Annotated in this window: 21 protein-coding genes; 7 read left to right on the plus strand and 14 right to left on the minus strand. The window is 70.7% G+C overall.

Annotated features, from left to right (window positions below; translation table 11 throughout):
* The first annotated feature begins 93 nt into the window (after positions 1-93).
* Positions 94-483 carry a DUF2237 family protein gene (locus tag EL493_RS26635; RefSeq protein WP_019048221.1) on the plus strand — a complete coding sequence of 130 codons (390 nt, stop codon included), beginning with the start codon at positions 94-96 and terminating at the stop codon, positions 481-483.
* Here the strand turns inward: EL493_RS26635 and EL493_RS26640 are convergent.
* Positions 480-1,256 carry a TetR/AcrR family transcriptional regulator gene (locus EL493_RS26640; protein WP_019048222.1) on the minus strand — a complete coding sequence of 259 codons (777 nt, stop codon included), beginning with the start codon at positions 1,254-1,256 and terminating at the stop codon, positions 480-482. The two genes, EL493_RS26635 and EL493_RS26640, sit on opposite strands and share 4 nt — an antisense overlap.
* 112 nt (positions 1,257-1,368) lie before the next feature.
* On the opposite strand from EL493_RS26640, the gene EL493_RS26645 reads away from it, so the two are divergent.
* Both EL493_RS26645 and EL493_RS26650 read left to right on the plus strand, forming a co-directional pair.
* Entirely contained in the window at positions 1,369-2,280 is a 912-nt protein-coding gene (locus EL493_RS26645) for an NmrA family NAD(P)-binding protein (RefSeq protein WP_019048223.1), read from the plus strand.
* Positions 2,281-2,443: 163 nt separating this feature from the next.
* A complete protein-coding gene (locus EL493_RS26650) occupies positions 2,444-3,664 on the plus strand; it encodes an MFS transporter (protein ID WP_022565586.1) in 1,221 nt (406 codons plus the stop codon).
* 64 nt (positions 3,665-3,728) lie between these two features.
* Here the strand turns inward: EL493_RS26650 and EL493_RS26655 are convergent, their stop codons facing one another.
* The 11 genes from EL493_RS26655 to EL493_RS32105 form a co-directional block, all read right to left on the minus strand.
* Positions 3,729-4,361, minus strand: coding sequence for an HAD family acid phosphatase (locus tag EL493_RS26655; RefSeq protein ID WP_030202931.1), 633 nt, complete (start codon positions 4,359-4,361; stop codon positions 3,729-3,731).
* A 68-nt stretch (positions 4,362-4,429) separates the two neighbouring features.
* Positions 4,430-8,056: a chromosome segregation protein SMC gene (gene smc, locus EL493_RS26660; protein WP_019048226.1), complete on the minus strand. Its 3,627-nt coding sequence runs from the start codon at positions 8,054-8,056 to the stop codon at positions 4,430-4,432.
* Positions 8,057-8,268: 212 nt separating this feature from the next.
* Positions 8,269-8,763: a DUF1707 SHOCT-like domain-containing protein gene (locus EL493_RS26665; RefSeq protein ID WP_022565585.1), complete on the minus strand. Its 495-nt coding sequence runs from the start codon at positions 8,761-8,763 to the stop codon at positions 8,269-8,271.
* An 83-nt stretch (positions 8,764-8,846) separates the two neighbouring features.
* On the minus strand, positions 8,847-9,302 hold the full coding sequence (locus EL493_RS26670) for a DUF350 domain-containing protein (RefSeq protein ID WP_019048228.1): 456 nt from the start codon (positions 9,300-9,302) through the stop codon (positions 8,847-8,849).
* A 35-nt stretch (positions 9,303-9,337) separates the two neighbouring features.
* Positions 9,338-10,501 carry a glutathionylspermidine synthase family protein gene (locus EL493_RS26675; protein ID WP_019048229.1) on the minus strand — a complete coding sequence of 388 codons (1,164 nt, stop codon included), beginning with the start codon at positions 10,499-10,501 and terminating at the stop codon, positions 9,338-9,340.
* The gene (locus EL493_RS26680; protein ID WP_019048230.1) at positions 10,501-11,037 is read right to left on the minus strand and encodes a hypothetical protein; all 537 of its coding nucleotides are present in this window, start codon (positions 11,035-11,037) and stop codon (positions 10,501-10,503) included. The genes EL493_RS26675 and EL493_RS26680 overlap by 1 nt, the downstream gene beginning before the upstream one ends.
* Positions 11,038-11,266: 229 nt before the next feature.
* Complete coding sequence (locus tag EL493_RS26685; RefSeq protein WP_019048231.1) at positions 11,267-11,545, minus strand: acylphosphatase; 279 nt, start codon at positions 11,543-11,545, stop codon at positions 11,267-11,269.
* Complete coding sequence (locus EL493_RS26690; protein WP_019048232.1) at positions 11,542-11,985, minus strand: OsmC family protein; 444 nt, start codon at positions 11,983-11,985, stop codon at positions 11,542-11,544. Before EL493_RS26690 ends, EL493_RS26685 begins: the two co-directional genes overlap by 4 nt.
* Before the next feature lie 93 nt (positions 11,986-12,078).
* Positions 12,079-12,750: a response regulator gene (locus tag EL493_RS26695; protein WP_019048233.1), complete on the minus strand. Its 672-nt coding sequence runs from the start codon at positions 12,748-12,750 to the stop codon at positions 12,079-12,081.
* Positions 12,751-12,869: 119 nt separating this feature from the next.
* Positions 12,870-15,380: a sensor histidine kinase gene (locus EL493_RS26700; RefSeq protein WP_019048234.1), complete on the minus strand. Its 2,511-nt coding sequence runs from the start codon at positions 15,378-15,380 to the stop codon at positions 12,870-12,872.
* Positions 15,377-15,541, minus strand: coding sequence for a hypothetical protein (locus EL493_RS32105; protein WP_022565582.1), 165 nt, complete (start codon positions 15,539-15,541; stop codon positions 15,377-15,379). The genes EL493_RS26700 and EL493_RS32105 overlap by 4 nt, the downstream gene beginning before the upstream one ends.
* Positions 15,542-15,821: 280 nt before the next feature.
* On the opposite strand from EL493_RS32105, the gene EL493_RS33335 reads away from it, so the two are divergent.
* From EL493_RS33335 to EL493_RS26720, 4 genes are all read left to right on the plus strand, one after another.
* Positions 15,822-15,905, plus strand: coding sequence for a potassium-transporting ATPase (locus tag EL493_RS33335; protein WP_267890436.1), 84 nt, complete (start codon positions 15,822-15,824; stop codon positions 15,903-15,905).
* Between the two features lie 83 nt (positions 15,906-15,988).
* Positions 15,989-17,659, plus strand: a complete 1,671-nt coding sequence (gene kdpA / locus EL493_RS26710) for a potassium-transporting ATPase subunit KdpA (RefSeq protein WP_019048236.1) — start codon at positions 15,989-15,991, stop codon at positions 17,657-17,659.
* A gap of 1 nt (position 17,660) precedes the next feature.
* Positions 17,661-19,808, plus strand: a complete 2,148-nt coding sequence (kdpB, locus tag EL493_RS26715; RefSeq protein WP_019048237.1) for a potassium-transporting ATPase subunit KdpB — start codon at positions 17,661-17,663, stop codon at positions 19,806-19,808.
* Position 19,809: 1 nt separating this feature from the next.
* A complete protein-coding gene (locus EL493_RS26720; protein WP_019048238.1) occupies positions 19,810-20,679 on the plus strand; it encodes a potassium-transporting ATPase subunit C in 870 nt (289 codons plus the stop codon).
* Between the two features lie 51 nt (positions 20,680-20,730).
* On the opposite strand, the gene EL493_RS26725 is transcribed toward EL493_RS26720, so the two are convergent.
* Positions 20,731-22,872: an amylo-alpha-1,6-glucosidase gene (locus EL493_RS26725; protein WP_019048239.1), complete on the minus strand. Its 2,142-nt coding sequence runs from the start codon at positions 22,870-22,872 to the stop codon at positions 20,731-20,733.
* Complete coding sequence (locus tag EL493_RS26730) at positions 22,869-24,038, minus strand: glycosyltransferase family 4 protein (RefSeq protein ID WP_019048240.1); 1,170 nt, start codon at positions 24,036-24,038, stop codon at positions 22,869-22,871. Before EL493_RS26730 ends, EL493_RS26725 begins: the two co-directional genes overlap by 4 nt.
* Positions 24,039-24,290 lie beyond the last annotated feature (252 nt).

The following is a 24,290-nucleotide window of genomic DNA, read 5'->3' on the forward strand; positions in this document are numbered from 1 at the left end:
TGGGCCGCGGCGCCCGCCGTCGGCACGCCGGGGAAACACTACAGATTCGTTGTCCTGCGGAACTTCTGGCGCCGGACCCATAGGATCGGCGGCGTGACCGATCGAAACGTGCTTGGGGGGCCGCTGGAAGAGTGCGGCACCGATCCTCTCACGGGCTTCTACCGGGACGGCTGCTGCAGCACCGGTCCGGAGGATCTCGGCAGCCACACCGTGTGCACCGTCGTGACGGCGGAATTCCTGGAGCATCAGGCGTCCATCGGCAACGACCTCAGTACTCCGCGTCCGGAGAACAACTTCCCCGGTCTGCAGCCGGGAGATCGCTGGTGCGTGGTAGCGGTGCGATGGCTGCACGCCCACGAGGACGGTGTCGCCGCGCCGGTGGTGCTCGCCGCGACACACGAGAACGCGCTGGAGGTCATCTCCATGGACATCCTGCGCAAGTACGCGGTCGACGTCCCCGACGACGTCAGCGATCTGCTCTAGCGCCGTACCCGGGGTTCGTCCGTGGCTGGGGTGTGGCGGCGGCGGTGGGCTTTCTGGCGGCAGGCCGGGGAGCAGTAGCGAGGCGGGCGGCCGGTGGCGGAGCGGTGGATCGGGCCGGTGCAGATCGGGCAGCGTGGTGTTTCGTCACGGGTGGTCGTTTCGTCACGGTCGGGTGTGGCGTGTTTCGTGACGGGTGACGGGACGGCGCGCAGGGCGTCGAGGACGAGGGTGACGGCGGGCGCCAGCGGGTCGCCCTGGCGGCGGTGGCGCTGGATCGCCACGCAGCCGGTGAAGATGTCGAGCACATCGGTGACCACGACATCGGGGCGGACCGCGCCCTGACGTTGCGCCGCGGCCAGCAACGCGCCCAGGGCGCGATGGAAGCGGTTGCCCGCGCCGCGCAGCAGCGCACGGGGCCAGCCGTCGTCGGACTGCACCAGGTCGCACAAATCCTTGTTGCCCGGCGTGGTGACGATGACGTGCGTGCACAGCGCGAAGAACGCCGCGCCCGGATCCGGATCGGCGAGATGTTCGGCGGCGCGTGCGGCCAGCCGGTCGACCCGCTGCTGCATCACCGCCTCCAGCAGGTCCGTCTTGGTCGGGAAGTGCCGGTGCACCGTGCCCGCGCCGACCCCGGCCCGGCGCGCCACCTCGGCCAGCGACACTCCGGCGCCCCGCTCGGCGAGCGCGCGCTGGGCCGCGGCCAGCACGAGCGCGCGGTTGCGCCGCGCGTCCGCGCGCAGGGCCGGTTCCACGACGTTGTCGACGGTCATTTCGTTACGCCTTCCCACATCCATCGCTGGCCGGCCGGGGCCGACCGTCCGTACCGTCCGGAATACGGGTCGCCCGGCCCGATTCTAGGCAACGAAACGGAGCTCATCCGCCATGTCATCCGCACATCCCGTTCTGGTCACCGGCGCCACCGGCAAGCAGGGCGGCGCCACCGCGCGCGCTCTGCTCGCCGCCGGCCATCCGGTCCGCGCTTTCGTCCGCGATCCCGCCGCGCCGGCGGCCCGCGCCCTGGCCGAGGCCGGCGCCGACCTGGCGATCGGCGATTTCGACGATCCAGCCTCGCTGCGCACCGCCGCCCTCGGCGTGCGGGCCGTATTCCTGGTTCCCCCAGCCGATTACGGCCCGAGCGGGTGGACGGCGGGCGTCGAGGCGCAGCGTGGCGTCGCCGTGGTCGAGGCGGCGCGCGCGGCCGGGGCCGAACAGATCGTCTTCTCCGGCATCGCCACGCTGGGCACGGCGGAGTCCTGGGGTCAGGAGGGCAAGCGCCGCATCGAGGACGCCATCGCCGCGACCGAACTGCGCTACACCCTGCTGCGCCCGGTCCGGTTCATGGAGAACTACCTGCTCGAAGGCTCGCCCGTCGACGGCGTCCGCGCGGGAGGCGAACACCCCCACCTGTTCCCCGCCGACCGGCCGCTGCAGATGATCGCCGTCGCCGACATCGCCGCGTTCGCCACCCTCGCCTTCGCCGATCCCGTGGGCTGGCACGGTCGCGCCCTCGAACTGGCCGGCGACGCCCCGACCCCCGTCGAGGCGGCCGCCACCATCAGCGCGGCCGTCGGCCGGCCGGTCCGCTACCGCGAGATCACCGAGGCCGAAGCCGAGGCGATCGGCCCCCAGCTGGGCAACACCTGGCGGCTGATCCGCGAATCCGGCGGGTGGCACGCCAACCTTTCCGGCCTGCGCCGCCTGAACCCGGACCTCACCAGCCTGCGCGACTGGCTCAGCACCGGCGGCGCGACGAAAATCCTTGCCCGACTGGAAAACTCCTACCCGGTGACCTAGCCCGGCCCCGGATCCGGCGAGTCCCACCCGCCCGTCCGCGTGGCAGTGCGCGACGTCGACGGCCACCGAGTCACCGACCGGCCGACGGCCGTGTGTCGGTGCCGGACGGTGATGGCGGGATTCCGCCAGCGGCCGGTGCGGCGGATTCTTACCGTCGGTCGGTGTGAATGCCGAACTCGTTGCCGTGCCGCGCACCAGGACTCCCCTCTCCGGCTCTGTCGTGTGGTTCATGTCGTTCGCCGCGGCGTTGGGGACCGCGGCGGTGTATCCGTTGCAGCCCGCCGTCGCCGAGGTCGCGAACTCGATGGGAACGTCGATCGCCGTGGTGGGGGTGGCGCTGGCGGGTGGGCCGGTCGGGTATCTGATCGGGCTCGCGCTGCTGGTGCCGCTGGCCGACCGCTTCCCGCCCTCGCGTCTGCTCGCGATCCAGTTCGGGGTGCTGGCCCTGGCGTCGGCGATGTGCGCGGGTGCAGGCACCGCGTGGCAGCTCGGGCTGGTGATCGGTGTGGTCGGCGCCTGTTCGGCGGTGGGCGCCGGGCTCAGCTCGGTGGCGGCCCGGCTCGCTCCGGCGCGGCGTCGTGCCACGGTTCTCGGAATCGTCACCGCGGGGATCTCCGCCGGAATTCTGGCGGGACGGATGGTCGGCGGCAGGCTGGCCGACGAGATCGGCTGGCGCGCCATGCAGCTCACGGTGGCCGCGGCCTGCGCGTGCGTGGCGCTCGCGTGCCTGGTTCTGCTGCCCGGCACGCGCGGCGCGGCCGATCGGGGTTACCTCGCGACGCTGCGCTCCCTGCCCGGGCTCGTGGCAGGCCACGCGACGCTGCGCAGCGCGTCGATCCGCGGCGCGCTGTGGTTCTTCGCGTTCTGCGCGGTGTGGAGCGGGCTCGCCGTGGCCCTGGCCGGACCGCCGTTCTCGTACTCGGCGGAACGGATCGGCCTGTACGCGCTGGCCGGGCTGTCGGGCATCGCGGCGACGCGGGTCGCGGGCACCTGGACCGACCGGGTCGGTCCGCGCCGCGTGGTCCTGATCGGGCTGGCGGTGGCGGGAGCCGCCGCGCTCTGCCTCGGCGGCGCGCTCACCGGCACCGCGCTGACCCTCGTCTGCCTCGCGCTGTTCGACGCCGGGCTCTTCGCCGCCCAGGTCGCCAACCAGAGCACCGTGCTGGCGATCGATCCGACCGCCCCCGCGCGCTTCAACAGCGCCTACATGGTGACCTACTTCGTGGGCGGCAGCCTGGGCACCGCGTTCGGCGCGGCCGCGGTCGCCTGGTTCGGCTGGACCGCGACGGCCGTGCTCGCGGCACTCGCCATCGGTCTCGCGGCGATCCTGGTCGCCGTCGGCCCCCGCGACTCGACCGGCCCCGAACAGCGTGACGCGGGGTGAGGACCACGCCCCGGCGCCGAGCGGATGCCCGTCCGCCCGGCGCCGATGCGACCGAGCGCGCATCTCAGTTCAGCGCGCCGTTGTAGTCCGGGAACTTGAAGGTGCGTTCGGCGTGCCCGCCGGACAGGTCCGAGGGACTGTTGCCGATGTTGGCGACGATCGTGTAGCCCTTGCCCTCGATGTCGGCGCGACTGGCCGTCTTGTATTCGGCCAGACCGGCATTGCCCGCCGACAGCGTGGTCGGCGCGCTGCCGTAGAGGTCGTCCACCGGGTAGCCCACCGAGGTCAGGTTGGCCTCCGAATAGGCGTTGACCAGGGCGGGCCTGCCGGTGACGAAGATGATCGCCGCACCGTTCTGCTTCGCCCAGATCGCCAGTTCCCGCACCGGCTGGATGGCCGGGATGAGCAGGCCGGTGTTGTAGGAGGTCTCCAGCGTGGTGTTGTCGATGTCGAACACGATCGCCGGCTTGGTCGCGCCGGGCAGCCTGCCCGCGAGGTAGGTCTTCGCCTCGGCCACCACGGGGACGATCTCACCGAGCCACTGCGCGTACGGCGGCAGCTCGGTCTTGTTCCCCGACAGCGACGACGACCCGCCGCCGGAGAGCGAGGACGAGCCGGTGTCGGCGCCCGCGGCGGGCAGCGGGGCGAGCAGCACGGCCGCGACGCCGACCACGAGAGATGCTGTAACACGTTTCATCTCTGGCACGCTAACAGCGCACCAGCACAATGAAACGCGTTGCAATTTCACAATCCCACACAGTGGGACTAGACGTTGGCCCCCACCGGATCGGGGTCCGACACCTCGGCCCGGTTCAGCCGCTGCGAGATCACCTGGGTGATGCCGTCACCGCGCATGCTCACGCCGTACAGCGCGTCGGCGATCTCCATGGTCGGCTTCTGGTGGGTGATGACGATCAGCTGGCTCTTCTCCCGCAGCTGTTCGAACAGGCCGATGAGCCTGCGCAGGTTGGTGTCGTCCAGCGCCGCCTCGACCTCGTCCATCACATAGAACGGCGACGGCCGCGCGCGGAAGATGCTGACCAGCAACGCGACCGCGGTCAGCGACTTCTCGCCACCCGAGAGCAGCGAGAGCCGCTTGACCTTCTTGCCCGGCGGCCTGGCCTCCACCTCGATCCCGGTGGTGAGCATGTCGGAGGGATCGGTGAGCACCAGCCGGCCCTCACCGCCGGGGAACAGCTTGGCGAACACCCCGACGAACTCGCGTTCCACATCGGCGTAGGCCTCGGTGAACACCTGCAGGATGCGGGCGTCGACCTCGGCGACCACGTCCAGGAGGTCCTTGCGCGCGTTCTTGACGTCCTCCAGCTGGGTGGCCAGGAAGTTGTAGCGTTCCTCGAGCGCCGCGAACTCCTCGAGCGCCAGCGGATTCACCTTGCCGAGCGTGGTCAGGTCCTTCTCGGCGCGCTTGGCCCGGCGTTCCTGGCTCGCGCGGTCGTAGGGCATCGGCTGCGGTGCGGTGACCTCCTCGCCGCGCCCCTTGGCATCCTCGTACTCCTGCAGCTCCAGCGCCGACGGCGGCAGCGGCACATCGGGGCCGTACTCGGCGACCAGGTCGGCCAGCGCGATGCCGAACTGCTCGGAGATGGTGGTCTCGAGCTGTTCGATGCGCAGCGCCGCCTGGGCTTTGGCGACCTCGTCGCGGTGCACGGCGTCGGTGAGCTGGGCCAGCTGGGTGGTCAGCGCGCGGGCACGTTCCTTCACCTGCTCCAGCGCGGCGGCGCACTCCCCGCGCCTGCGGACCAGTTCGTCGCGGCGGGCGGCGGCCGCGGCCACGACCTGTTCGAGCTCGTGCGCGATCTTGGCGCCCGAGCCCGCCACCGCGGCGGCCACGGCGGCGGCCTGCCGGCGCGCGGCCTGCGCGCGTTCGGCGCGGGCGCGGGACTCGCGTTCGGCGCGGGCGGCCCGGCGCAGCGAATCCGCTTTGCCGCGTACCGATTCGGCGCGTTCCTCGGCGGTGCGCACGGCCAGCCGGGCCTCGACCTCCATGGTGCGCGCCTCGGCGAGCGCGGCCGCGGCCTCCTCGCGTTCGCGGCCCGCGGTCTCGGTGCCCGCGGCGCCGAAGCTGTCGTCGGAGCCGTCGTGTTCCATCTCCGCGTGCCGCAGCCGGTCCTCCAGCTCGGCGAGCGAGGCCAGGGACTTCTCCCGCGCCGCCTCGGCCTCGGCCCGCTGCCCGGACAGGCGTTCACCCTCGGTCTGTGCCGAGCGCGCGGTCTGGCCGACGCGGGCCAGCCGGTCGTAGATGGCCAGCAGCGCCTGATCGGATTCGTGCAGCGCCATCAGCGCGTGATCGGCGGATTCCTTGCGGTCGGTCTGCTCGGCCAGCGCGCCGGCCAGTGCCGCTTCCAGTTCCTCGGCGCGGCGCTGGGCGGCCGCCAGTTCGGCGGTGGCGGTGTCGATCTCGGCCTGCACCTCGAGCTGGCTGGGCATCCGCTCCGACCCGCCGACGATCCAGCCGGACCCGGCCAGGTCGCCGTCGCGGGTGACCACCCGCAGCTCGGGACGCTGGGCGACGAGGCCGGTGGCCGCGGCCAGATCGTCGACCACCACCACCCCGGCGGTGAGCGCCGCCAGCGCGGGGCGGACCGCCTCGGCGCCGTCGACGACCTCGGCCAGCCAGCGCGCGCCCGCGGGCAGCGCGCCACGCTCGGTGGGGACCAGCCCGGCGGTGGCGAAGACGAAGGCGACCCGGCCGCCGTCGCCGGAGCGCAGTTCGCGCACGGCCGCGTCGGCGACGGTGGCGGTGTCGGCGGTGATGGCGTCGGCCAACGGGCCCAGCAGGGCCGCGACGGCCGCCTCGAAGCCGGCGTCGACGCGCAGCCGCGCCGAGAGCCGGTCGCCGAGACCGCTCACCCCGTGTTCGAGCAGCCAGGCCGCGCCGTCCTTGCGGGCCAGGTTCATCCCGAGCGCCTCGATGCGGGCACCGAGCCGGGCGACCAGTTTGCTCGCCTCCCGGTCGAGTTCGCGCAGTTCCCTGACCCGCTCGTCGGCCAGTTCCAGGGCGGCGACCGCGTGTTCGTGCTGGGCGTCCAGGCCCTTCTCCCCCGCGTCGAGTTCGCCGAGTTCGTCCTGCACCGCGTCGTATTCGACCTGGGCGGCCTCGCCGCGGTGCCGGGCGTCGGCGATCGCGACCGACAGCCGGGCGATCTCGGCGTCCACCGATTGCGCCTTGGTCCGCAGGTTCTCGACCTGGCCGGAGAGCCGGGCCAGGCCCTCGCGCCGGTCGGCGATGGCGCGCACGGCGGCCAGATGCGCCTGCTCGGCGGCCTTGGCGGCGTATTCGCGATCGGCCAGCGCTTCCCGGGCCGCCTCCAGGGTCTCGGTGGCCATTTCCACCGCGTAGCGCAGCTCGGCTTCCTCGGCCTCGATCCGGTCGGCCTCGGCTTCGAGCTGCTCGGGGTCGCGGCCGGTCCCGACCGGAACCTCGGTGTGCAGATGCCTGGCCCGGTCGCCGGCGATCCGGATGGTGGCGTTGACCCGTTCGGCCAGCGCGGACAGCTGGAACCAGGTCTGCGCGGCGGCCTCGGCACCCGGGCTCAGCCGCGACAGCTGGAATTCCTGCTGGGCCAGCGCGGCATTGGCCGCGTCGAGCTCGGACTGCACGGTGATCTGCTGCTCGCGGGCGTAGGCCTCCTTGCTGAGCTGGGACGCCAGTTCGCCGCGGCGGGTGACCAGGTCGTCGGCGGCCAGCCGCAGTCGCGCGTCGCGCAGGTCGGCCTGCACGGTCTGCGCGCGCCGCGCCACCTCGGCCTGCCTGCCCAGCGGCTTGAGCTGGCGACGCAGTTCGGTGGTGAGGTCGGTGAGCCGGGCCAGGTTGGCCTGCATCGCGTCGAGCTTGCGGACCGCCTTCTCCTTGCGCCTGCGGTGCTTGAGCACGCCCGCGGCCTCTTCGACAAAAGCGCGCCGGTCCTCCGGACGCGACTCCAGGATCGCCGAGAGCTGGCCCTGCCCCACGATGACGTGCATCTCGCGCCCGATGCCGGAGTCCGACAGCAGTTCCTGCACGTCCATGAGCCGGCAGCTGCTGCCGTTGATCTCGTACTCGCCCGCGCCGTCGCGGAACATCCGCCGGGTGATCGAGACCTCGGCGTAGTCGATCGGCAGCGCGCCGTCGGAATTGTCGATCGTCAGCGTCACCTCGGCGCGCCCCAGCGGAGCGCGCCCCGCGGTGCCGGCGAAGATGACGTCCTGCATCTTGCCGCCCCGCAGCGCCTTGGCACCCTGTTCGCCCATCACCCAGGTGAGGGCGTCGACGACATTCGACTTACCCGACCCGTTCGGGCCGACGACGCAGGTGATGCCCGGTTCGAAGCGCAGCGTGGTCGCGGACGCGAAGGACTTGAAACCCTTCAGGGTCAAGCTCTTGAGATGCACGCGGTGCCGCCTCTCCGGGATTCGGGCCAGACTCGGGTGCGGGGATGCCGCGCACGCGGCCCCGATGAGTTACCCATGTGCCCGCGTCAGCATACCTACCGCTACGCAGCCCCGAGCCTAGTGGAAGCGGCTGCCGTCACCGAACGTATCGGCCCGCCCGGCGACGCCCGCTGCCGCAACCGCTCCGCGACCAGCCCGTCCGCGGGCGCCGCTCAGTGCGGCTTGTGCGGATCCATGTGCTGGACGTGCTTCATCTGCTTCTGGAGCTGGCGCAGATGGGTCTGGGTGCCCGGCGTCGCCTCCCAGCCGGTGACCACGCGGAACAGCAGCACCGCGCCCCACGGACCGATCACCCACATCGGCCAGAAGTAGGTGAGCTCGCCCGCGGTGAGCGAGATGAGACCCCAGATGACCACGGTGATCAGGCTGACGCCCAGCCAGCTGCCCGCCTCGATGCGCTGCCAGACCGGGATGCGCACAGGCGGCTTGTGTTCGGCGACCGCGGCGGCCTGCTGTTCGCTGGTCAGCGCGGGCAGATCGGAGAGGACCACGGCGAGCTCGTCGCGGGTGGCGGTGGCGTAGACCTTGGCGACGCGCTGGTCGTATTCGGCCAGGTCGAGGCGGCCGTCGGCCAGGTGGGTGCCCAGCTGCGCGACGATCGCGTTGCGCTCGGCGTCGGACGCGCGTGTGCTCGGTGTGATGTCCATGCCGGCATCCTCTCGTTCACCCACCACGGTGGACCGCTGGTTCCAGCGTCCACCCTCCACTGTGTGATGTCAACCGATCGGCATCACAGGATGGCGAACGCCACCACCAGACCCAGCGCGAAGTGCGCGGCCGCGACCACCAGCACCTCGGGGGTGTAGGTCTCGGCGTGCAGGGTGCGGCCGATGTCGATGCCGGTGACCTTCTCGATCACCCGCACCGAGACCACCTGCGCGACGATGCCGACCAGGCCGTAGACCACCGCGGCGATCAGCCCCTCGGACAGCTTGTTCACGCCGCCGGTGGCCAGCACCGCGAACACGACGATGAACGCCATGCTCACCATGCCCGCCGCGGACACGATCAGCGCGTTGGGCTTGCCGGCGACGACCAGGTCGCGCAGCTTGCCGGGGGTGGTCAGGTCGATGGCGAAGAAGCCGATGAGCATCAGCACCAGACCGATCAGGCAGTACAGGATGATGGCGCCGACGCCTTCACCGAGCGCGCTCCAATAACCCGATTCCAGGGCGAGGGCGGTCATCGTGGTCCTTTCGAACAGTGTTGTGTGGTCACGGGTCAGTCGACGATGCGGTGCGGGACGAAGGCGGCGCCGTCGTCGGTGATCAGGCCCGCGGTTTCGCGGATGCCGAGCCCGGCCGCCGTGTCACCGACGACCCAGGCGCCGAGCACCGGGCGCATCCCGTCGAATTCCGGCAGCGGGTCCAGCAATTGGTAGACGAAGCCCTCGGCGCCGTAGACCCCGCCGGTGGCGGTCTCCATGCCCGCGCCGACGATGGTCATGTTGGCGCCCTCGCGGCCCAGCTTGGGCTTGCGGATGTACTCGGTGAGCTCGTGCGGGTTGTCCAGGTAGGCGGGCAGCAGGTTCGGATGCCCCGGGTACATCTCCCACAGCACCGCCAGCAGCGCCTTGTTGCTGAGCAGCGTGGTCCACAGCGGCTCGATCCAGGCGGTGGCGGGCAGGCTCTCGACGACGCGCTTGCCGAAGTCGTCGTCGAGGATCCACTCCCACGGGTAGAGCTTGAAGACCGCCTCCATCGGCGCCTCGGCGAGGTCGACGAAGCGGTGCAGCTCGGTGTCGAAACCGATCTCCTCGATCGGCAGCGCGACCGTGTCGAACCCGGCCTCGGCGGCGGTCTCCTGCATGTAGGCGGTGGTCACGTTGTCCTCGCCGGTGGCGTCGGCGCCCGACCAGGTGAAGTGCAGTTCGGTGCCGGGCAGCACGCCGCGCAGCGTGCCCCAGCGTTCCACCAGCTTCTCGTGCAGCGAATTCCATTGGTCGCCACCGGGATACACCTGCTGCAGCCAGTGCCACTGGATGATCGCGGCCTCGAGCAGCGAGGTGGGGGTGTCGGCGTTGTACTCGAGCAGCTTGGCCGGGCGACGCGCGTCGTAGCGCAGGTCGAAGCGGCCGTACACGTACGGGTCACTGCGCCGCCAGGATTCGGTGATCGGGCCCCAGCTCCATTCGGGCAGACCGAAATCGGCGAACCGTTCGGTGAGCACCACCTGCTCGGCCGCGTGCAGGCACATCGATTGCAGCAGTTCCACGTCGGCTTCCAGCGCGAGGATCTCGTCCATCGAGAACTCGTAGTGCACCGACTCGTCCCAATACGGACGCGGCTGGCCGCTGGCATCGCGGCCCGGCGCGCCGTAGACCAGGCCCTGACTCTCGATGATCTGCTGCCAGCCCGGTCGCGGCGTACTCGTCGTCCGCCGCACTAGGACCCGCTCCCGCCGGTGGACTTGCTGCCGAGCCCGCCGCGCTGGATCGTGGTGCCGCTCTTGGTGGTGATGGTGGCGTTGCGCGGCTTCACCGAGCTGCCGCCGACGGGCGGCTTGCCCAGGGTCGGCGTGCCGCCGTAGTGGTAGCGGTACTGCGGCCAGCCGAGCAGGATCAGGCTGCCCGCGCCGCCGTGGCTGGTGTCGCTGCGGAAGTTGGTCTTGCCGTCACCGCAGTTGTCGTCGGGGACGACGATCTCGTTGCCGTTCTGGTCGATCTGCACGCACGAGGCGGTGACCTGGTCCGGCGCGGTGATCGCGCGGTAGGCCAGGTAGCCGCCGCCGACGAGCGCGGCGACGCCGACGATGGCGACGCCGCCGATCATCACCCGCTTCCTGGTGCGCTTCTTCTCCTCGGCCGCCGCCGCGGCCGCGCGCTGCGCCTGGTCGGCCTGCTTGCGCGCCTTGTCGCGGGCTCGCGCCTCGGCGACCGTGGGCGGACGCGGCTGCGTGACGCCGGGTTCCTGCCTGGCCATCCGGCCCGGGCGCGCGGACGGGTCCGCGGGTGGTTCGGGTGCGGCGGGCGGCTGCTGCGGTGCCGGTGGCCACCCCGCCCCGGGATCGGGCGGCGGCCAGCCCGCCCCGGGATCCGGTGGCTGCCACGAGGACCGGCCGGAGCCATCGTCGGAGGGCTCGCCGGGCCGATCGGGCGGACCAGGGTTCTGTGTGCTCACCGCTGCCGCCCCCTAGCCCCCGAAGTCACCACTAGCGCTCCTCGAATCCCGTCATGTCGCCCCGCGCGGGCTCCCAGCTTTCCACAACCAGCTCGACCCGGCCAGGTGCCTGGCCGGACCGTAGCAGCTCGAGCAGCTTCTCGCCCGCCGTTCGTGGTCCTTCGGCCACCACGTGCACCCGGCCGTCGGCGTGGTTGCGGGCGTACCCGATCAGCCCGAGTTCCAGTGCGCGCGAACGGGTCCACCAGCGGAAACCCACGCCCTGCACCATGCCGTGCACCCAGGCGCTCAGCCGCGCCGGTTCACTCATGCGTCGACGGCGAAGTTCAGTGTCACCTTGGTGCCCGCCTTGAGGGTGCGGCCCACGGTGCACACCTTGTCGACGGCCCGCTGCACGGTGACCAGCAGCCGTTCGCGCGCGGCCTCGTCCAGCTCCGACAGGTCGAGCTCGAGGACCTCGTCGAGCTGGGGGTACAGCTCGTTCTCGCGGTCGGCGTCACCGTAGACGCGGATGGTGGCGTCGAAGTCGTCGCCGAGGCGGCGCGACAGCGGCAGGTCGGAGCTGAGTCCGGTGCAGGCGGCCAGCGCGATCTTCAGCAGTTCACCGGGGGTGAACGCGCCTTCCACGCCCTGCGAGGCGATCAGTACCTCGGCGCCGCGGTTGCTGCGCCCGGTGTAGGCCCTGGTGCCGGTGCGCTCGACCCACAGCTCGGTGGGCGCGGTGGTCACGGGTGCGTTCTGCTCAGCCATGTCCTAGATCCTGCCATTCGCGTCGGAGACGTTTCACGCCTGGGAACGTCCGCGCCCGCGGCGGCATTCCGGCGGGGTGACCCCGGGCACGCCTCACTCCTGGAAGCGGTACCCCATGCCCGCCTCGGTGAGCAGGTGCCGGGGGTGGGCCGGGTCGTCCTCGAGTTTGCGGCGCAGCTGGGCCAGATAGACCCGCAGGTAGTGGGTCTCGGTAGCGTACGCGGGACCCCACACCTCGCGCAGGAGTTCCTTGCGCCCCACCAGCTTTCCGCGATGCCGCACCAGCATCTCGAGCATCCCCCACTCGGTGGGCGTGAGGTGCACCGGCTCGCCGCGCTTGGTGACCTTCTTGGCGACCAGGTCGACGGTGAACGCGTCGGTGACGACCACCGGGTCGACGCTGTCGGCCGCGCTCGCCCCGCGCCGCACGGCCGCGCGCAGCCGGGCCAGCAGCTCGTCCATCCCGAACGGTTTGGTGACGTAGTCGTCGGCGCCCGCGTCCAGCGCCTCGACCTTGTCGGCCGAGTCGGTCCGGGCCGACAGCACCAGCACCGGCGCGGAGGTCCACCCGCGCAGCCCGGCGAGCACCTCGATGCCGTCCATGTCGGGCAGGCCCAGGTCGAGGATCACGACGTCGGGGTGCTTCTCGGCGGCGGCGCGCAACGCGGCGGCGCCGTTGCCCGCGGTGACGACGTCGTAGCCGCGCACCGTCAGGTTGATCCGCAGCGCGCGCACGATCTGCGGCTCGTCGTCCACCACCAGCACTGTGCCGCCTCGCCGGGATTTCTGGCCGGACTCGGGCGCGTGGTGGGTGTCGTCGGCCGGTGGTGGGGTGGGTGTGCCCGTGCTCGATGAGTTACCCATGTGCTCACCTTCCTCGGTTGTCATGAGGCGTCGGCGTCCGGGGCTCGGACCGTGGCCGCGGGCAGGTCGACGAGCATGGTCAGGCCGCCGCCGGGGGTCGGTTCGGCGTGCACCGTGCCGCCCATCGCCTCGACGAAACCGCGCACCACCGACAGGCCGAGGCCGACGCCGGTGGTGTTGTCGCGGTCGCCGAGCCGCTGGAACGGTTCGAACAGCTGCTCCTCGGTCCCGGCCGGGACACCGGGGCCCACGTCGACGACCGCGACGGCCACCCGGTCGCCGTCGGGTTCGGCGGTGACCCGCACCGGGGTCTCGCGGCCGGAGTGCCGCAGGGCGTTGTCGATCAGGTTGGCCAGCACCCGTTCCAGCAGGCCACTGTCGGCGAGGACGGACACCTCGCCGACCTCCACCTTCACCCGGTCCATCGCCGCGCGGCGCAGCCCACGGGTGCCCATGCCGACGCTGACCAGCGCCCGGTGCACCGCCTCGTCCATGTACACCTGCCGCGGCTGCGGGCTGACGACGCCGACCGCGAGCCGGGAGGAGTCGAGCAGATTGCCCACCAGCGCGGTGAGCTGGTCGACCGATTCCTCGATGGCTTCCAGTAGCTCCCCGGTGTCCTCGGGTGAGAACTCGATCTCGTCGCTGCGCAGGCTCGACACCGCCGCCTTGGCGCCCGCCAGCGGGGTGCGCAGGTCGTGGCTGACCGCCGAGAGCAGCGCCCGGCGCAACCGGTCGGCCTCGAGCAGCGCCGCGGCCGCGCCCGCCTCCTCGGTCAGCTTCGCCTGCCGCACCAGCCCGACCGCCTGATTGGCGACCGCGCTCAGCACCGGCCGGTCGGCGGCGGTGATCGCGCGCCCCGACAGCAGCAGGTGACTCCGCGCGTCGCCCGCCTCGATGACGGTCTCGGCGTCGGCGATCCGCTGCGGCGGTTCCGGGCCGACGGCGGCGACGATCCGGTCGCCGCACCGCACGCTCACCGCGCGCTGGCCGTAGGTCTCGCGGACCTGTTCGAGCAGGTTGGGCAGATCGGCGCCGTGCAGCACCGAGCCGGCGAACAGCGTGAGCAGTTCGGCCTCGCGGGAGGCCTTGCGCGCCTGCACCGTTCGCTTGGCGGCCACGTCGACCAGGGCCGCCACGGCCACCGCGACGATCAGCAACACCACCACGGTGACGAAGTTGTCGGGCTCGGCGATGGTGAGGCTGTAGCGCGGATCGGTGTAGAACCAGTTCAGCAGCAGCCCCGACAGCAGCGCGGACAGCCCGGCGGGCACCACGCCGCCGAACAGCGCGACCGCGACAACGCCGACGAAGAACATCGCGCTGAGCCCGCCCAGCTGCAACCAGCGATCCAGCAGCACGCCGCACACCATGCTCACCAGCAGCGGCACCAGCACCGCCGCCAGCCACGCGGTGACCGGCCTGCGTGGCCGCAGCCATTTGCGCGCCCCGTGGTGGGCGTGTTCGTGGGTCACCATGTGGACGTCGATCTTGCCCGAGCGTTGCACCACCGTGGCGCCGATGCCCTCGTCGAGCATCCTGGCCCAGCGCGACCGCCGCGAGGTGCCCAGAACCAGCTGCGTCGCGTTGATCTCGCGGGCGAAATCGAGCAGGGCGGTGGGGACGTCGTCGCCGGTCACCGTGTGCAGCGAGGCGTCCAGGCCCGCCGCGAGTTCGCGCAGCGTGCTCATCCGCTCGCTCGACACCCCGGCCAGTCCGTCGCCGCGCACCACGTGCACCACCACCAGATCGGCGCTGGCCTTGGACGCGATCCGCCCGGCCCGGCGCACGATGGTCTCGGATTCGGGTCCGCCGGTGACCGCGACGACCACCCGCTCGCGCGCCTCCCACAGCTCGGTGATCTGGTGATCGGCCCGGTATTTCGCGAGCGCGGCGTCGACCTGATCGGCCAGCCACAGCAGCGCGAGTTCGCGCAGGGCGGTCAGGTTGCCGGGCCGGAAGTAGTTGCGCAGCGCCGCGTCGACCTTGTCGGCGGCGTAGACGTTGCCGTGGGAGAGCCTGCGCCGCAACGCTTCCGGGGTGAGGTCGACCAGCTCGACCTGATCGGCGGCGCGCACCACCGCGTCGGGCACCGTCTCGCGCTGCTCGATGCCGGTGATCTGCCGGACCACGTCGTTGAGGCTCTCCAGGTGCTGCACGTTCACCGTGGAGATCACGTCGATGCCGGCGTCGAGCAGCTGTTCCACGTCCTGCCAGCGCTTCTCGTGCGCGCTGCCGGGGACGTTGGTGTGGGCCAGTTCGTCGACGAGCACCACGGCGGGTTGACGGGCCAGCACGGCGTCGACGTCGAGTTCGGGCAGTGCGGTGCCCCGGTAGACGACGGTCTTCGGCGGAATCCGCTCGATGCCGTCGAGCAGCTCGGCGGTCTTGGTGCGGCCGTGCGTCTCCACCACGGCGGCCACCACGTCGCGGCCGCGTTCCCGCCGCCGGTGCGCTTCGCCGAGCATGGCGTAGGTCTTGCCCACACCCGGCGCCGCACCGAGGTAGATGCGCAGCTGTCCGCGTTTCACCGGTCCATCATCGCGCGCCGCGGCGAGTTGTCCGTCGCACGCACGGGCAACACACCGACGGCCGTCATCGGCTCGTGCGCCGGGTTCGCCCGGCCCAGCGCCCGGATCGTCAGCAGCGATCCGACGAACCCGGCGATCACCGCAATGGTCACTGCAGACACCGCGATCTCTCTTTCCGTGAGCGGGATCCGGTCGCGTCCACCGCGCGCCGGTGACCACTTTCTACCGGCCGGCATCGGCTGCTACCTGGATCTTTACGGGGTGTTGACGAGGATCGGCCCGACCTTGACGCCATTTTTCCGGTCAGCGCGGCCTCGGCGTCAACAACGCGCAAAGGCCGGGCGCTTGGCCGCCAAGAAGTCGTAAGGAAACCACGCCGGCGCCCGAATCGGCGTTTCACTCACCTCGGCGCTTCACCTCGGAGCGCCGAGGAGGTTGGAAATGTCTGTCGTGGTGTTCACGGTGCTCACCGTGGCGATCTTCGCGCTGCTGGGCCTGGTCCAGCGGGGGGTGGAAAAGCTGTGATCGCGAACCTTGCCGGTCTCACCCTGGCCGTCCTCGTCGCCGTGTACATGATCGCGGCGCTGCTCTTCCCCGAGAGGTTCTAGGTGAACACGACCACAGCGGGGATCGCGTTCGTCGCGGCCCTGATCCTCGCGCTGGCCCTGGTGCACATACCGCTGGGCGACTACATGTACCGGGTCTACAGCGGCGACCAGCACTCGCGTGCCGAACGGCTGATCTACCGCGCCATCGGCGCCAAACCCGACGTCGAGCAGACCTGGCCGATCTACGCCCGCAGCGTGCTGGCGTTCTCGGCGGTGAGCATCCTGTTCCTGTTCTTCTTCCAGCTGGTCCAGGGCGCGCTGCCGCTGCACCTGAACGATCCCGGCATCGAGATGACCCCGGCGCTGGCCTGGAACACGGCGGTCAGTTTCGTCACCAACACCAACTGGCAGAACTACTCCGGCGAGTCCACCCAGGGGCACCTGGTCCAGATGGCGGGCCTGGCCGTGCAGAACTTCGTCTCCGCGGCCGTCGGCATGGCGGTGGCGGTGGCGCTGGTGCGCGGGTTCGCCCGCCGCCACACCGGCGACCTCGGCAACTTCTGGGTCGACCTCGTGCGCGGCACGCTGCGGATCCTGCTGCCGATCGCCTTCGTCTTCGCGATCGTGCTGGTCGCGGGTGGCGTCATCCAGAACTTCCACCTGCACGATCAAGTCGCGCAGACCGTCGTCGGCGGGCAGCAGACGCTCACCGGCGGACCGGTCGCCGGCCAGGAGGTCATCAAGGAACTGGGCACCAACGGCGGCGGCTTCTACAACGCCAACTCGGCGCATCCGTTCGAGAACGCGAGCACCTGGACCAACTTCCTGGAGATCTTCCTGCTGATGGTGATCGCCTTCTCGCTGCCGCGCACGTTCGGCTGGATGGTCGGCAGTACCAAGCAGGGGTACGCGATCGTGGCGGTGATGGGCACCATCGCGCTCACGAGCATCGCGCTGACCAACCTGTTCCAGCTGCAGCACCACGGCACGGTGCCGACCGCGATCGGCGCGTCGATGGAGGGCGTGGAAACCCGCTTCGGCGTGGCGAATTCGGCGACCTTCGCGGGCGCGACCACGCTCACCTCGACCGGCGCGGTGAACTCGTTCCACGATTCCTACACCAGCCTCGGCGGCCTGATGACGATGTTCAACATGCAGCTGGGCGAGGTCGCGCCCGGCGGCGTCGGTTCCGGCCTGTACGGCATGCTGATCCTCGCCGTGATCACGGTCTTCGTGGCCGGCCTGATGGTCGGGCGCACCCCCGAGTACCTCGGCAAGAAGATCACGCCGCGCGAAATCAAGCTGGCCGCTTCCTATTTCCTGGTGAGCCCGCTGATCGTGCTGGTCGGCACCGCGGTCGCCATGGCCCTGCCCGGCCAGCGGGCGAGCATGCTCAACAGCGGCCCGCACGGTCTGTCGGAGGTGCTGTACGCCTTCACCTCCGCGGCCAACAACAACGGTTCCGCCTTCGCCGGACTCACCGGCAACACCGAGTGGTTCAACACCGCGCTCGGCCTGGCCATGGTGTTCGGGCGGTTCCTGCCGATCATCGTCGTCCTGGCACTGGCCGGTTCGCTGGCCCGCCAGGGCACCACTCCCGCGTCGATCGGCACGCTGCCGACGCACCGGCCGCAGTTCGTCGGCATGGTCGTCGGCGTGACGGTGATCCTGGTCGCGCTCACCTTCCTGCCCGCGCTCGCGCTCGGGCCGCTCGCCGAAGGAATCCACTGAGATGGCAAGTCCCACCCTCGAAACACCGGCCGCACCCCGGCCCGAACACCGGACCAAGGGCGTTCAGAAGGGCGTCCTCGATCCGAAGCTGCTGCTCACCTCGCTGCCCGACGCGCTGCGCAAACTCGATCCCCGCACGCTGTGGAAGAACCCCGTCATGCTGATCGTCGAGATCGGCGCGGTCTGGTCGACCATCCTCGCGATCGCCGATCCGAGCTTCTTCGCCTGGGCGATCGTGGTGTGGCTGTGGCTGACCGTGGTGTTCGCCAACCTGGCCGAGGCCGTCGCCGAGGGCCGCGGCAAGGCCCAGGCCGACACCCTGCGAAAGGCCAAGACCGACACCGTCGCCCGCCGCCTGACCGACTGGACTCCCGGCGGCCGCATCATCGAGGAGCGGGTCGCCGCACCCGACCTGCGCCGCGGTGACCACGTGGTGGTCGAGGCAGGCCAGGTCATCCCCGGTGACGGCGATGTCGTCGAAGGCATCGCCTCGGTGGACGAATCGGCCATCACCGGCGAATCCGCCCCGGTCATCCGCGAATCCGGCGGCGACCGCTCGGCCGTGACCGGCGGCACCACGGTGCTCTCGGATCGGATCGTCGTGCGGATCACCCAGGAACCGGGCGCCAGTTTCATCGACAAGATGATCGCCCTGGTCGAAGGCGCCAGTCGCCAGAAGACGCCGAACGAGATCGCGCTGAACATCCTGCTGGCCGCGCTCACGATCATCTTCGTCTTCGCGGTGGCCACGTTGCAGCCGCTGGCGATCTTCGCCAAGTCGAACAACCCCGGTGTGCCCGACACCGCGGCGCTGGACATGCACGGCATCACCGGCATCGTGCTGGTCTCGCTGCTGGTGTGCCTGATCCCGACCACCATCGGCGCGCTGCTCTCGGCCATCGGCATCGCGGGCATGGACCGGCTCGTGCAACGCAATGTGCTGGCCATGTCGGGCCGCGCGGTCGAGGCCGCCGGGGATGTGAACACCCTGCTGCTCGACAAGACCGGCACCATCACCCTCGGCAACCGCCAGGCCGCCGAATTCGTTCCGATGCCGGGCATTCCCGACGACGAACTGGCCGACGCGGCGCAGCTGTCCAGCCTCGCCGACGAGACGCCGGAGGGGCGCTCGATCGTCGTGTTCGCCAAGCAGGCGTTCGGCAAGCGGGAACGCTCCGCGGGCGAGCTGCCCGGTGCCACCTGGGTGGACTTCACCGCGCAGACCCGCATGTCGGGCGTCGACCTCGCCGACGGGCACCAGCTGCGCAAGGGGGCAGCCGGTGCGGTCACCGAATGGGTTCGCGCCCAGGGTGGTTCGGTGCCGGGCCAGGCGGCGGTGATCGTCGACGGCATCTCGGCGTCGGGCGGTACGCCGCTGGTGGTCGGTGAGGTCAAGGACGGCATGCCGCGGCTGCTCGGCGTCATCCATCTCAAGGATGTCGTCAAACAGGGCATGCGGGAACGCTTCGACGAGATGCGCCGCATGGGCATCCGTACGGTGATGATCACCGGCGACAATCCGCTGACCGCCAAGGCGATCGCCGACGAGGCCGGGGTCGACGACTTCCTCGCCGAGGCCACGCCGGAGGACAAGCTCGCCCTGATCAAGAAGGAACAGGACGGTGGCCGCCTGGTCGCGATGACCGGCGACGGCACCAACGACGCCCCCGCCCTGGCCCAGGCCGACGTGGGCGTGGCGATGAACACCGGCACCTCGGCCGCCAAAGAGGCGGGCAACATGGTCGATCTGGATTCGGACCCGACCAAGCTGATCGAGATCGTCGAGATCGGCAAGCAGTTGCTCATCACCCGTGGCGCGCTCACCACGTTCTCCATCGCCAACGACATCGCCAAGTACTTCGCCATCATCCCGGCATTGTTCGTGGGACTGTTCCCCGGCCTCGACGCGCTCAACATCATGCGCCTGGCCAGCCCGCAGTCGGCGATCCTGTCCGCGGTGATCTTCAACGCGATCATCATCGTGGCGTTGATCCCGCTGGCGCTGCGCGGTGTCGACTACCGGCCGAGCAATGCCTCGACGCTGTTGAGCCGCAACCTGACCATCTACGGCCTGGGCGGCATCATCGCGCCGTTCCTCGGTATCAAGCTCATCGACCTGCTCGTTCAACTCCTCCCCGGGATGTCCTGAAATGCGTCTGTCAACCTGGATCCGTCAGCATCTGGCCGCGCTGCGCGCCCTGCTCGTCCTGACCGTGATCACCGGAATCGTCTACCCCGTCGCGGTTTTCGCGGTGGCACAGCTGCCGGGGCTCAGCGAGAAGGCCGACGGCTCGCTGCTGGAGCGGGACGGAAAGCTGGTGGGCTCCAGCCTGATCGGGCAGTCGTTCACCGACGCCGACGGCAAGGCGGTGGCACGGTACTTCCAGAGCCGTCCCTCGGCGGCGGGCGAGGGCTACGACCCGCTGGCCACCGGCGCGAGCAATCTCGGCCCGGAGGACATCGTCGACACCGCCGACCGCACGAGTCTGCTGAGCACCGTATGCGCGCGATCGAAGGAGGTCGGCGACCGTGAGGGGGTCGACGGCGCCCGGCAGTTCTGCACGAAAGACGGTGTCGGCGCGGTGCTCTCGGTGATCGGGCCGCGTGATGCCGACGGTGACGTGTCCCGACCTGTCCAGGTGGTGAGCGTCAACGAACTCTGCCCGGCGCGGCCGTTCCTCGCCACCTTCCGTGACGTGGCGGTGGAGTGCGCGCGCGACGGCGAGGACTACGCGGTGGGCCGGATCATCCCGGTCCTCGGGGACGCCCCCGCCGACCCGGCCGTCCCCGCGGACGCGGTCACCGCCAGTGGCAGTGGTCTGGATCCGCACATCTCCCCGGAGTACGCGGCCATCCAGGTCGCGCGGGTGGCGCGGGCACGCGGCGTCACCGACGACCAGGTGCGCGCGGTGGTCGACGCCCACACCGACGGCCGCACGCTGGGCTTCCTCGGCGCGCCGCGGGTGAATGTCGTCGAGCTCAATCTCGCACTGGACGAACAGTTCCCGCCGCGCGGCTGAACCCACGACCGAGGCGGGGCCGGATCGTGACGGATCCGGTCCCGCTCCGTGTCATTGCTCGTCGGTGATCAGTGCCCAGCCTTCCGGCAGCCCGGTCACCGTGACCGCCGACCCGCAGACCTCGAGATCGACGGTGACCCCACCGAGCCGGAACTCCGACATCCGCACGCAGCCCCACGTCGACGGCACCTGCGGCCGCAACGTCAGGGTCTTGGCGGGTACGTCGGGGTCGAGCCCGAGGAACGACCGCACCAGCAGCAGCGGCGCCGCACTGGCCCACGCCTGCGGGGAGCAGGAGGTGGGGTAGGGCACCGGCGCCGCGAAGCGGGCGCGCGGGAAACCACAGAACAGTTCGGGCAGCCTGCCGTCGAACGCGGCGGCCGCGTCGAGCAGGCCGGCCGAGAGCTTCGTCGCCAGTTCGACCGCGCCCGGCACGTGCTGATACCGCATCAGCCCGGCGACCGCGATCGCCGTGTCGTGGGGCCAGATCGAGCCGCAGTGATAGCTCATCGGGTTGTAGGCGCCCATGTTCGAGGCCAGCGTGCGCAGCCCGAACCCGGAATCCATCTCCGCCTTCGCCAGGTTCCGGATCAGGATCTCGGCGTGCTCGTCGGTGGCGATGCCCGACCACAGACAGTGCGCCGCGTTGCTGGTCAGCGCGTCGATCTGGCGCTTGCTGCCGTCCAGCGCCACGGCGTACCAGCCGCAGTGCGGTAGCCAGAACTGTTCGGCGAACTTGGTCCGCAACTCGGCGGCCCGCTCGCGCATCCGCGTCGCCAGGGCGGGATCGTCGAAGGCGTCGGCGAGTTCGGCGCGCGACAGGTACGCCGCGTACACGTAGCCCTGCACCTCGCACAGCGCGATCGGGGCCTGGGCGATGTGGCCGGTGGCGTCGTTGATGCCGTCGAAGCTGTCCTTCCAGCCCTGATTGATCAGGCCGCGATCGGTGGCGCGCACGTACTCCACGAAACCGTCGTCGTCACGGTCGCCGAAATCGGTGATCCAGCCGATGGCGGCGTCGGCCGCGGGCAGCAGCGTCGCGATCGAGGCGGGTTCGGCGCCCCAGCGCAGGCATTCGGCCAGCAGCATCACGAACAGCGGGGTGGCGTCGACGGTGCCGTAGTAGATCTGGCCGCCGAGCACCTGGCCGACGGCGGGTCCGCGCCGCATCTCGTGCATGATCCGGCCCGGCTCCTCCTCCACCAGCGGATCCACTGTCTGACCTTGCAATTCGGCGAGCTGCTGGAGGGTGCCGAGGGCGAGATCGGTCTCCAGCGGCAGCGACATCCACGCGGTGAGCAGCGAGTCGCGACCGAACAGCGTCATGAACCAGGGCGCGCCCGCGGCGACGAACGGCCTGCCCGTGCCCGAATCGGTGTGGATCTGCAACGCGCCCAGGTCGCTCTCACTGCGCCGCAGCACCCGGTTGAGCAGGCTCGAGTCGGCGGTGATGTCGGTGGCGGTGGCCCGCCACGCCTGGATCTTGCGCACCGGCTCGCTGGCCCGGTAGCGCTCGCCGGGGGTGCCCTGGGTCTGCGGGCGCTGTGCGGCACCCGCGGGTTGCGCGGTGATCTCGGTCTGCCAGCGTCCCCCCGCGGGGACGACGACGCGCCAGATCATGGTGCCGGGCAACACCATCGGTTCCACGGTCGAGGTGAGCGCGAGTCCGCGCGACAGGTCGGCCCGGTCGTGCAGCAGCAGCTCACCGTCGGCGGTGGTCATCTCCGCCCGGCGGCCGCCCATCCGGCCTTCCTTCACCGAGAACAGGTCGACGAAATCGGCGTCGACGTGTAGCTCGAGCACCACCGCGGTGGCCTCGCGGCTCATGTTCTCCAGCGTGATCAGCTCGTGCATGCCCTCGGCGACCAGGCGGTCGCGCACGACGAGCAACGTGCTGTCGGCCCGGCCCTGCTGCGGCGGCCTCCGCAGCACGAACCGTGCCGCGAAGGCCTCCGGGCTGAGCACCGACAGCGGCTCGGGCCGCTTGCCGTCGATCATCAGCTCCCAGCGCGAGATCACCCGGGCGTCACGGAAGAACAGGCCCTGCGGCTTGCCGGGCTCGATGTCGCCGAGCCGGTCGGACAGGCAGAAGGTGCCGCCTTCGACGAGGGTGACGTTGCCGCCGCTGCCGCCGAGCCCGGCGGGTTCCCCCGCGTTGAGCGGGCTCGGCGACGACGTACTGTCCAGGCTCATACGCGCCCGCTGACCGCCGCCCCGACGGGCATCGGCATCGCGAACGCGTTGCCGTAGCCGATCGTGGTGCGGGCCAACAATTGCCGGTAGACCTGCTCGTAACCACCACCGAGGGTGTCGGCGCCGAAGTTCGCCTCCACGTGCGCCCGGCAGGCCGCCGGATCGAACGACGCGACCTCGGCGATCGCAGCGGGCAGTTCGTCGGGTTCCTCGCAGATGCGTCCGGTGACGCCGTCGACCAGGACCTCGGCCACGGCTCCCCCGCGCAACGCGACGACCGGCGTTCCGCAGACCATCGACTCGATCATCACCATGCCGAACGGCTCCTCCCAGCGAATGGGGAACAGCAGACACCTCGCTCCGGACAAGAGTTTACGCTTGGCCGCCGCGTCGGCGAGACCGAATACGTGATCGCTCTCGGTCAGCCGCGGTCGCACGTACTCCTCGAAGTACGCCTTTTCGGGCGGCTCGGAGCATTTACCGGCCAGGATGAGCGGAATACCGGCCTCGTGCGCGGCGTCGAGCGCCAGATGTGGACCCTTGTCCATGGTGAAGCGGCCGAGGAACAGGGCGTAGTCCTGCTTCTCGGTCTGGAACGGCCACAGGTCCGGCCGCAGCGCGTTGTGCACGCGCCCCGCCCACGGCAGTTCCGGCGCCAGTTCCCGCTGCCGGTCGCTGATCGCGACGAGCGAGCATTCCTCGCCCAGTTCGCGGTAGTAGCGGTAGCAGTCGTCCTGGACGGGACCGTGCACGGTGACCACCGTCGGCAGGCCCAGATTGGCGTAGGCGGGCGCGTTCAGCGGACCGGCGAAGGTGTGATCGTGCACCAGGTCGATACCGTCGGTCTCGGCCAGCCGCTCGATCGCGCGACGCACCCGCAGCGCGTGCACCACCTCGGGAAAGGGATCGCCGAGGCGTTCCGGCACGATCCGGTCCCAGAGCGGGACGAACTCCGCCTTGGTGCCCGGTTCGCCCGCCCCGAACAGGGTGACGTGATGGCCGCGCTCACACAGTGCGTCGACCAGATCCGCGACCACGGCCTCGACGCCGCCGTAGGCCTTGGGTGGGACATCGAAATACGGTGGGACCACCATGGCGATCCGCAGTGGGCCGTCGTTGTGCTCGATCGAATAGAGATCGGACGTGGAGAACCCGGTCGGCGACATTGCCGACATATCTGTACTCATGACCATCCTTCCAGGGACACAACCTCGCAACACTTGCGCGAACAAGAGATGGCCGCCTCGGCGGGGTGGAGACGAGAGCTTCACCGCCGTCCATGGGGCATGGTTGGCCTGGTCAGACGCGGAGCGCACCGCACGGGTGCCCGTCTGAACAGAGGGGCCGTAGTGGAAGGTACCCCGCTACCCGGGAGTAAACCAGTGGGTTGCTGACCGAGTCTGTCGGCGATTTCCCGA

This window comes from Nocardia asteroides, from assembly GCF_900637185.1.
GTDB lineage: Bacteria > Actinomycetota > Actinomycetes > Mycobacteriales > Mycobacteriaceae > Nocardia > Nocardia asteroides.